Source organism: Kineococcus siccus (genome assembly GCF_009906795.1).
In the GTDB taxonomy this organism is placed as follows: Bacteria; Actinomycetota; Actinomycetes; order Actinomycetales; family Kineococcaceae; genus Kineococcus; species Kineococcus siccus.
The window spans coordinates 1-9,495 of the sequence record NZ_JAAALN010000169.1 but is presented as its reverse complement, the minus strand read 5'-3'; the positions used below and the strand labels follow the sequence as shown (position 1 = coordinate 9,495).

The following is a 9,495-nucleotide window of genomic DNA, read 5'->3' as shown; positions in this document are numbered from 1 at the left end:
CGGTGGGGCAGAGTGGAGCGCGGTGGCCGAGGCGGTGAGCCGGCTCGGCCTGACGAGGACGCGTGCCCCGGGTGCGTGCTCCCCTGGAGAGACGAGGGCCAGTGACCACCACCAGCGCACCGCCCGGCAGCTACCCCGCGGACGGGGGGCGGGCGGAGCAGCCCGGCCTGGACGGGCCACCGACGGAGGCCGAGCTCCCGGGGGAGCTCGCCCGGCTCACCGCGACGGCCGACACGCTGGCCCGCGCCGTGGACCGCGTCATCCAGGGCAAGGACGAGACGGTGCGCCTCGCGCTGACCGTCCTGTTCGCCGAGGGCCACCTCCTGGTGGAGGACGTGCCCGGCGTCGGGAAGACGATGCTCGCCAAGGCGCTCGCGCGGTCGATCTCGGGCACGGTGCGGCGCATCCAGTTCACCCCCGACCTGCTGCCCTCCGACGTCACGGGCTCCAGCGTGTGGAACCAGGAGCGCGGCGAGTTCGAGTTCCGGCCGGGCGTCGTCTTCGCCAACGTGGTGATCGGCGACGAGATCAACCGGGCCTCGCCCAAGACGCAGTCCGCGCTGCTGGAGTGCATGGAGGAGGGGCAGGTCACGGTCGACGGCACGACGTGGGGCCTGCAGCGCCCGTTCATCGTCTTCGCGACCCAGAACCCCATCGAGATGGACGGCACCTACCCGCTGCCGGAGGCCCAGCGCGACCGGTTCATGGCGCGGATCTCGATGGGCTACCCCTCCGCCGACGCCGAGCTGACGATGCTGTCCGAGCACGGTCAGACGCACCCGCTCGACGCGCTCGGCCCCGTCGTGGACGCCAGCGAGGTGCGGGCGCTGACCCGTGCCGTGCGCGGCGTGCACGCCGCCGAGGCGCTCAAGCAGTACGTCGTGGACCTGGTGCGCCGCACCAGGGCCCACCCCGACCTCCGGCTGGGCGCCTCGCCGCGCGCCGCGCTGCACCTGCTGCGCGCCTCCCGCTCCCGGGCCGCCCTGGACGGCCGCGACCACGTGCTCCCCGACGACGTGCAGGCGCTGGCGGTCCCGGTCGTGGCCCACCGCCTGCTCCTGACCGCCGACGCCCAGCTGTCCGGCCGCGACGGTGCCGACGTCGTGCTCGACGTCCTGCGCACCACGGCCCTGCCCGCACCGCGGTGAGCCTGCGGGGCGCGGGGGCCCGACGGCTGAGGCCGCCGCGGTGGGTCCGGTCCGGCGGGTGGCTCCCCTCCGGCGGGGGCACCCGCGCGCTGCGGCTGACCCCGCGGGGCGCGACCGTGGCCCTCGTCGCGCTGGTCACCCTCGTGGGCGGGCCGGTGCTGGGGCAGCGCGACATCCTCCGCGTCGGCGTGCTCCTCACCGCCCTGCTCGTGGTCGGCGCCACCGCCACCCTGCGGTCGCGCAGCAGCCTCACCCTCGAGTCCAGGTCCAAGGTCGGCTTCGTCGAGGCCGGCAACCCCGCGCGCGTGCGCCTGTCCGTCCGGGGCACGGGGCGCACGACGGGCGCCCGCCTCGTCGTCGAGGACACCGTCCCCCTGGCGCTCGGCGGGACGCCGCGGCTGCCCGTCCCCGCTCTGGCCGACGGCGAGGTGCTGGACCTCGACCACACGTTGAGGTCTGACGTCCGTGGCTCGTTCGAGGTCGGCCCGGCGCTGCTGCGCGCGCGGGACGTGCTGGGGCTGACGGAGTCCCGGCAGGTGCTCGGCGAGCCCGTCGTCATCGACGTGCTCCCGCGCGTGCACGAGCTCACCGAGCTGACCCTGGGGGACCTGGGCGGCTCGCGCGGTTCGTCGGCCAGCGCCTCGTCGACGACGTCGCCCGACGACGCCTCCATCCGCGAGTACCGGGTGGGCGACGACCTGCGCCGGGTGCACTGGCGCTCGACCGCCCGCCGCGGCTCGGTCATGGTGCGCTCCGACGAGCACCCGGGCCGCCCCGACGTCCTGCTGCTGCTGGACGACCGGGAGTCCGCGCACCGCGGCCGGGGACCCGCGTCGTCGCTGGAGTGGGCGGTCAGCGCCGCGGCGTCCGCCGCGGTCCACCTGCACCGGCGGGGACACCACGTGCGGCTCCTGCACGCGGGCGTCGTCGAGCCCGTCCGCGAGCTGGACGAAGCCTCAGCCGTCCGCTCGCTGCTGCGCTCGCTGTCCCGGCTCACGCCCGGCCCGCCCGACAGCCTCTCCCGGTCGGTGGCCGCGCTGGGCCGGGCGGAGTCCACGCTGCTGGTGGCGGTCCTCGGCGACGTCGACGCCGACGACGTCCGGCCGCTCATGAGCGCGCGCCCGCTGGGTGCGCCCGCCCTCGCGCTGCTGCTGCGCACGCGCGAGTGGGACGCGGGTGCGCGGCGAGCCGACACCGCCGCCACCCCGGGGGCCGACGAGGCCGAGCGCGGCCTGCAGCGGGCGCAGCTCGTCCTGGCCCGCGCCGGGTGGCGCACGGCCACGGCGTCGCCGGCCGACGCCGTGCCGGACGTGTGGAGCCGGCTCGCGCGCGTCGGCGCGCGCGCCCCCGTGGCCGCCCCCGACGTGCGCGACGCGCTGGCCTGATCGGCCCCCGCGAGCCGTGCGGTCCCCGGAACACCGCCCGCCGGGTGACACTGGGCACCGGGTGGCGCGGCCCGCGAAGGCGGCTCCGCCACAGCAGGGCAGTGAGAGTGAGCAGTCCGGTCTCGGTCACGAGGCGCGGGGCGAAGACCGGGCAGGGAGGACGACCGTGACGCGAAGTGCGCGCACCGCGTGCTGGGCGGGACTGGCGACCGCGGGGGTCGTGCTGTCCCTGCGACCGCTCGTCGTGACGTCGGGCTGGCTAGTGCCGGCCCTGGCCACGGTGGCGGCGGTCACCGGCAGCGGGATCCTGCTCCGGGCGCTGACCCGGCGCACGGGCCTCGCGGTCCTCGGTCAGGTCGTCGTCCTCCTCGTCGCGCTCCTCGTCCTCTTCGGCGGCGGGACGACCGTGCTCGGCGTGGTGCCGACGCTCGCGACCCCGGGCCGCTTCGTGCAGCTCGTGGGCGACGGCGTGCAGGTCGTCCAGCGCTACAGCGTCCCGGCGGTGGACCTGCGGGGACTGCGCCTGCTGCTCGTCGGCGGGGCAGGCCTCGCGGCGCTGGCCGTGGACCTGCTGGCGGTCACGCTGCGCCGGCCCGCCCTGGCCGGTGTCCCCCTCGTCGCCGTCTACGCCGTGCCGCTGGCCCTGGCGCCCGGCGGCTCCTCCGCGGGGGCCTTCCTCGTCGCGGCGATCCCCTTCCTCGTGCTGCTGGCCGTCGGCCGGCGTCAGGGCGGCTGGCCGACCGCGCCGAGCGGGTCCCGGCCCGCGGGCACGGCCGCCGCGGCGCCGGTGCCCGCGCCGGCGTCGGGGCGGTCCGCAGCCGGCGCGACCGCGGGCGTCACCGCGGTCGTCGCCCTGTTGGCCGCCGTCGCCGTCCCCGCGGTGGTCCCGACGCTGGACGAGCGCCCGCTGACCATCGACACCGGGGCCGGCGACACCATCGCCGTCATCAACCCGATCCTCAACCTCAAGGCGAGCCTCGGGGCGCGCTCGGACGCCACGATCCTCACCTACCAGACCGACCAGCAGGACCCGGCGCCGCTGCGCATCGTGACCGCGGACGTGTTCGACGGCGAGACCTGGGCGCCGAGCACGGGTGGGGACATCCCCCGCAGCCAGCGCGTGCAGGACGGGCTCCCCCAGCCCCCCGGGTTGTCCGAGGTCGTCCGGGCGTCCGCCGTGCCGCACACGACGCAGATCGCCGTGCGGGGACTGGACCAGACCTACCTGCCGCTGCCCTACCCCGCCGAGCGCGTCGAGATCGCCGGGGACTGGCTCTACGAGGCCGAGAGCCTGAACGTGGTGGGCGACGGCGAGACGACGCGCAACCGGCGCTACACGGTCACCCACCTCGACGTGGAACCCACCGAGCAGCAGCTGCGCGACGCCGTGCCCGCCCCCGAGGAGCTGCGCGAGGAGTTCACGGCGCTGCCGGACAACCTCCCGCAGAGCGTCCGCGACGAGGCCGCGGCGGTGACGCGGGACGCCCGCGACCCGTACGAGCAGGCCGCGGAGCTCCAGCGGTTCTTCCGCTCGACCGGGGGGTTCACCTACTCCACCTCGGCGCCGAACGACGGCGGCTCCGACGCCGTGGCGACCTTCCTGGCCGAGAAGACCGGCTTCTGCGTGCAGTTCGCCTCGGCCATGGCGGTCATGGCGCGGGCGCTGGGCATCCCGGCCCGCGTGGCCATCGGGTTCTTGCCCGGCGAGGAGGTGGCCGACGGCCGGTGGCGGATCAGCGCGCAGGACGCCCACGCCTGGCCCGAGCTGTACTTCGAGGGCACGGGCTGGGTCCGCTTCGAGCCGACGCCGGCCACCCGGGCCGGGCAGTCCCCCGGCTACAGCGTGCCCGAGATCGCGATCACCCCACCCACCGCGCCGGCGCAGGCGGCGCCCACCGTCCCGCAGCCGACCTCGGCCGCGCCCAGCACGGCGGCCTCGGCCACGACGTCCGCTCCGACCGAGACCGGGACGGGCGCGGCCCCCACGGCCACCGACCGCTTCCTGGCCCTGCCGTGGGGCTGGATCCTCGGTGGGCTGCTGGTGCTCCTCGCCCTGCTCCTCCCCGTCGTGAGCAGCGCCGTGCTGACGCGGCGGCGCTGGTCGCGCGCGACCGGGGCCGGCGGGGCGGCGGAGGCGGCCTGGGCCGACCTCGAGGACCGCACGCGCGACCTCGGGGCCCGGTGGACGCCGTCGGCGACGCCGCGCCAGTCGGCGGCCGGCCTGGAGGCGCTGGTGGCGCTGCCGCCCGACGCCGTCGAGGAGCTCACCCGGCTGCGCCGGGCCGTGGAGAGCACGCGCTTCGGGGCGGGGTCGGTGGCCGCCGCGGCACCCCCCGCTGCAGCCGCGTCCAGCGGGGTCGCGACCCTCGAGCGCGCCCGCACCGCTCAGGCCCGCGTGGTGCGCAGCCAGGTCGACCGGGTCGTCGACGCGGTCGCCGAGCAGCGGCCGCGGGGCCAGCGCTGGCGGGCCCGCTGGCTGCCCACCGCGGGCACCCGCGCGCTGCTGCGGTGGTGGGACCGGGGCTGAGCGGTCCGCGCGGGCACGTGGGCCGCACCGGCGGGCCCTGACCGGGAGGTCGAGGGCCGGTCGCCCGACGGGCACGCGTGGACGACGCCCGCGTGGAGGTCCGCGCCGGAGCACGCGCGCACGTCCCCCGCCGGGCGGGTGCGGACGACGTCTCCGGCCCGGGGCACTCGTCTGACGTCGCGCGGCAGGCGCGGACGGCGCTCGGGTGGGACACGGACGCGGTGGGTGCCGGAGAGCGGTCGCCCGAACGGGCGGGGACCGCGTGCGAGGACGGCGTGCGCGGGGCACGCGCTCGACAGCAGGCCGAACGTCCGGAGACCTCGCGGTCGGCGAGGCGCCGTCGAGGAGGCTGCTGCAGCGGCTGGCGGTGGTGCGCGGCGGCGAAGGCCAGCGGGCAGCGGTGCCCGGCGGGCCGGCGGAGCGCCGCCGACGTCAGGTGTGGAGGTTCACCACTGGTTGCGGCGGCGGTCCCAGCGCTGCTCGAGCCGCTCCATGAAGGAACCGCTCTTGCGCTGGCGGGCGGGCCGCGCCGCAGCGCGCGGATCACCCGCGGCGGGCGGGGTGGCTGCTCGGGAGTCCGCCGTGCCCTTCGCCGGGGACAGCGCCCAGAAGAGCCCGGCGAGCATCACGACGAAGCTCGCCGCCCCCAGCCAGGTCTGACTGCTGCTCACCGCGATGACGAGCAGCACGAGGCCCACGACGACGGCAGCGATGCCGACGAGGAGGCGCCGACGGGCGGCTCGACCTTGGCGGGAACCCCGCATGGCGTTGGCGAACTTGGGATCGTCCGCGGACAGCGCACGTTCCATCTGCTCGAGCAGACGCTGCTCATGCTCGGAGAGCGGCACCTGTACCTCCTGGCGTGCGCATGGTAGGTCTCAAAGGATATGTCCCCGCGGGCGTGGACGAAACTCGGCTTACCACATCGTCACCCACCGGTGGCTGGTTCGTCCGGCGGACGAGAGCAGTCACCCCCTGCTGGAGCCAACGGACGGGGGTGGCCCCCCAGTTCCTGGGGTCAGCAGAGTGGCCGGTCTCACACTCCCGGCCCCGAAGCGGGCGCTCGCGCGGTCCACCGCGTCGTCGGCCTCGCGCCACCCCTGGGGCCGTTCGCCGAGCACCAGCTGGTGGGTCCGGGTCGAGGCGTCGACCAGCCCTTCGAGACGGACGCCGACCAGGCGCAACCGGGCGCGCTGCAGGCCGAGGGCGTCGTAGAGGTCGCGGGCGGTCGCGTGGACCTCGCGGGTGACGTCGGTGTGCTCGCGCAGGGTCCGGGACCGGGTGATCGTCGTGAAGTCCGCGAACCGCACCTTCAGGACCACGGTGCGCCCGGCCATGCCCGCCGACCGGGCGCGGGACGCGGTCCGCTCGGCCAGCCGCAGGAGTTCGCGGTGCACGACGTCGGGGTCGTCCACGTCGCGCGAGAACGTCTCCTCGCTGCCGATGCTGCGCTCGGGGGCCGTCGCCACGACCCGCCGGGCGTCGCGCCCCCAGGCCAGCTCGTGCAGGTGCTTGCCCGTGGCCTCGCCCAGCCCCCGGCACAGGGTCGCCAGCGGGGTGTGGGCGATGTCGGCCACGGTCCGCAGGCCCAGGCGCTGCAGGGTCTCCTCGGTCTTCTCCCCCACGCCCCACAGCGCCCCGACCGGCAGGGCGTGCAGGAACGCCACGGTCTGCGCGTGCGGCACGACGAGCAGCCCGTCGGGCTTGGCGCCGCCGGAGGCGAGCTTGGCGACGAACTTGCTCGAGGCGACCCCCACCGAGCAGGTGACGCCCTGCTCGTCGGCGATGCGGTCCCGCAGGAGCTGGGCGATCCGTGCCGGGGGGCCGAGGCGGCGCACCGCCCCGGAGACGTCGAGGAACGCCTCGTCGAGGCTCAGGGGTTCCACCACCGGGGTCACCGAGCGGAAGACCGCCATGACGCCGGCGGAGATCCGCGCGTAGTCCTCGTGGTGCGGGGGCAGCACGGTGGCCACCGGGCAGAGCCGGCGCGCGCGGCTCATCGGCATGGCGGCGTGCACGCCGTAGCGGCGGGCCTCGTAGGTCGCCGACAGGACGACCCCGCGGTTCCCGCCGCCCACGATGACGGGGGTGCCCCGCAGCTCGGGGTGCCGCAGCAGCTCGACCGAGGCGTAGAACGCGTCCATGTCGGCGTGCAGCACCGTGCACCCGGTGTCGTCGTCGGAGTCGATCCCCCACCCCTCGGCGGCGGGCCGCAGTTGCCGGCGGCTCACGCCCCACCCCCGTGGCCGGGCCGGCCGAGAGTCCGGCGGCCCCGGCCCGGCCGGCCGGCCGGGCGCGTCGGGGCCGGGTCAGCGCCGGGCGTGCAGGTGCAGGTGCCCCGCGATCCCGAGGAGTTCGGGCGACTGCGCGGCGACGCCTTCGAGCTCGCGCAGGAGCGCCACCTCGGCGTCGGACTCGGTGCTCGCCGGTGGGACGACGTCGGTGAAGGTGCGCGTCCCCTCGACCGCGGTGACCGTGAACCCGGCTCCCTCGGCCAGCGCGGTGGCCGAGGAGCGGTCGAAGCGCCGGCGCAGCGGGTCGCCGGGGCTCCAGCGGTGGTCCGGGTCGGACAGGACGTGCAGGGCCTGGGTGAGCTGACCCGCCAGGGCCCGCGCCAGGACGGTCGCCGGCCACTGGGCGACGAGCAGGCTGAGCCGCCCGCCGGGGCGCAGGGTCCGGTGCGCGGCGGCGAGGGCCGCCGACGGGTCGTCGACGACCTCCAGGACCCCGTGGCACAGCAGCAGGTCGGCGCTGCCCTCGCCCAGGAGCGCGGCGAGGTCGGCGGCGTCACCCTGCAGGGCGCGGACCCGGCCCGCGAGACCCGCCTCGACGGTGCGCCGCTCCAGCGCGGCGAGGGCGTCGGGGCTGGGGTCGACGACGACCACCTGGTGACCCAGGGCCGCGACGCGCACGGCGAGGCCGCCGGTGCCACCGCCCAGGTCGACGACGGACCGGGGACCCTCGCCGCCCTCGGCGAGGAGCCGCTGAACCCCTTCCCAGAGCACCGTCGACGTCCGGGGGCGGCTGCGGTCCTTCGCCACGCGTTCCTCCAAGGTGCTCCGGACCGCGGGGGCGACGACGGTCTCCCCGCCGCGGGGCGCCGGCCCTGGTCCGCGCCCCACCCTAGACACGGGCGGGAGACGCCCCGCGCAGCCCGCGCCGACGCGGGAGCGGTGCTCACCACCCCGAGCTCCCGGGGCTCGAGTGCCACAGCTTGCGGGGTGTGCCGTGCCGGTGGCCCGCGGCCGCCGCCGCCGCGGGACCCGCCGTCGCCTCGTCCGCACCGGCCTCCTCGCGCGGGTCGGCACCGGCCGCCGGCGCGGCGCCCGACCCGGCCGGACCCGCCTCGGCCCTGCTCCCGGCCCTGCTGCCGACCCCGGTCTCCGGACCCGCCCCGGGACCGTGGCCCGCGGCGCTGCGCCGGGACATCGACCGCGAGTTGCGGGCGTCCTCCCCGGCCGGCCGGATGTCGGCGTAGGGCGACTGCCGGAACCCGCTCGCGTGCACCAGCACGCGGCGGCCGCCCATCCCCCCGGCCCGGCCGTGCTCCTCGGCGTGGGCGCGGTCACCCGTCGGGCCGCCGCCGACGGGCGGACGGGCCACCACGGGGCGCGACGACCGGCTGGCGGCGGCGCCCGCCACCGCGGCCGGGGAGTCGTAGCCCGGCACGGGGGCGGCGTCGATGACCGCCCGCACGGCGTCCACGCCGCCCGCGCTCCAGGCGTCCCACAGGGCGGGCAGCTCCCAGGCCCCGGTCGCGCGCAGCGACACCCCGCGGGGACCCGTGCGGCGCAGCACGCCGCGGACCACGAGGAGCCAGGAGTGGAAGACGGTGGCGGCGTAGGGGCCCTGCGCGTCCTCGAAGAAGGTGGCGTCCAGCGGGCCGGTGGTGTCGTCGAGGGTGAGGAAGACGACGCGGCGCCCCGAGCGGACGGGCGGGGTCTGGGTCGCGACCTTCACCCCGGCGACGAGGAGCTCGCTGGAACTGCGCTGCCGCAGCAGGTCCCGTGCAGGGGTCGCCCCCAGGGCGCGCAGCAGCGGCGCGTAGAAGTCGACGACGTGGGCGCTGGCGTCCAGGCCCAGCACGTCCAGCTCGGCCCGCACCCGCTCGGCGCCGGTCATCTCGGGCAGGCCGCTGGGGACCACCTCCTCCGGGGCGTCGCCGAGGTCGAGGGCGAGCTGCACCGTGGTGTCGTGGTGGTCGGCTCCGCGGGGCGCGCGCGACTGCCGGGAGGCCGCCGCGCGGACGTCCGTCGCGGCACCGGCACCGCGGTCCGGCGCGGCGCGCGAGCGGCGCGGTGCGGGTGCCCCGGCCCCGCTGCGGCTCCAGCGGTCCAGCTCCGCCACCTGCAGCAGCAGGTCGCGGCGCGTCGTGCGCCCCCGGCGGGTGGGCGGGGTGCCGGCGCGCCCCACGGGGCGCAGCCCGTGCAGGGAG

7 protein-coding genes are annotated in these 9,495 nt (G+C 77.5%); 3 read left to right on the top strand and 4 right to left on the bottom strand.

The genetic code is table 11. The features are described from left to right. Nucleotides 1–101 precede the first annotated feature (101 nt). The 3 genes from GTR02_RS16360 (at nucleotide 102) to GTR02_RS16350 (ending at nucleotide 5,060) form a co-directional block, all read left to right on the top strand. Complete coding sequence (locus GTR02_RS16360) at nucleotides 102–1,148, top strand: AAA family ATPase (protein ID WP_338073868.1); 1,047 nt, start codon at nucleotides 102–104, stop codon at nucleotides 1,146–1,148. 116 nt (nucleotides 1,149–1,264) lie between these two features. Then, nucleotides 1,265–2,533: a DUF58 domain-containing protein gene (locus tag GTR02_RS16355; protein WP_166608560.1), complete on the top strand. Its 1,269-nt coding sequence runs from the start codon at nucleotides 1,265–1,267 to the stop codon at nucleotides 2,531–2,533. A 166-nt stretch (nucleotides 2,534–2,699) separates the two neighbouring features. Next, complete coding sequence (locus tag GTR02_RS16350; RefSeq protein WP_166608559.1) at nucleotides 2,700–5,060, top strand: transglutaminaseTgpA domain-containing protein; 2,361 nt, start codon at nucleotides 2,700–2,702, stop codon at nucleotides 5,058–5,060. Nucleotides 5,061–5,506: 446 nt separating this feature from the next. Here GTR02_RS16350 and GTR02_RS16345 read toward each other — a convergent pair whose 3' ends face one another. The 4 genes from GTR02_RS16345 to GTR02_RS16330 all read right to left on the bottom strand — a co-directional run. Next, entirely contained in the window at nucleotides 5,507–5,908 is a 402-nt protein-coding gene (locus GTR02_RS16345; RefSeq protein ID WP_166608558.1) for a DUF3040 domain-containing protein, read from the bottom strand. A 120-nt stretch (nucleotides 5,909–6,028) separates the two neighbouring features. Next, the gene (dinB, locus tag GTR02_RS16340) at nucleotides 6,029–7,291 is read right to left on the bottom strand and encodes a DNA polymerase IV (protein ID WP_166608557.1); all 1,263 of its coding nucleotides are present in this window, start codon (nucleotides 7,289–7,291) and stop codon (nucleotides 6,029–6,031) included. Between the two features lie 78 nt (nucleotides 7,292–7,369). Next, entirely contained in the window at nucleotides 7,370–8,101 is a 732-nt protein-coding gene (locus GTR02_RS16335; protein WP_205709437.1) for a methyltransferase domain-containing protein, read from the bottom strand. A 136-nt stretch (nucleotides 8,102–8,237) separates the two neighbouring features. Next, the coding region (locus GTR02_RS16330; protein WP_338073867.1) for an OB-fold nucleic acid binding domain-containing protein at nucleotides 8,238–9,495 on the bottom strand (1,258 nt) is incomplete at its 5' end.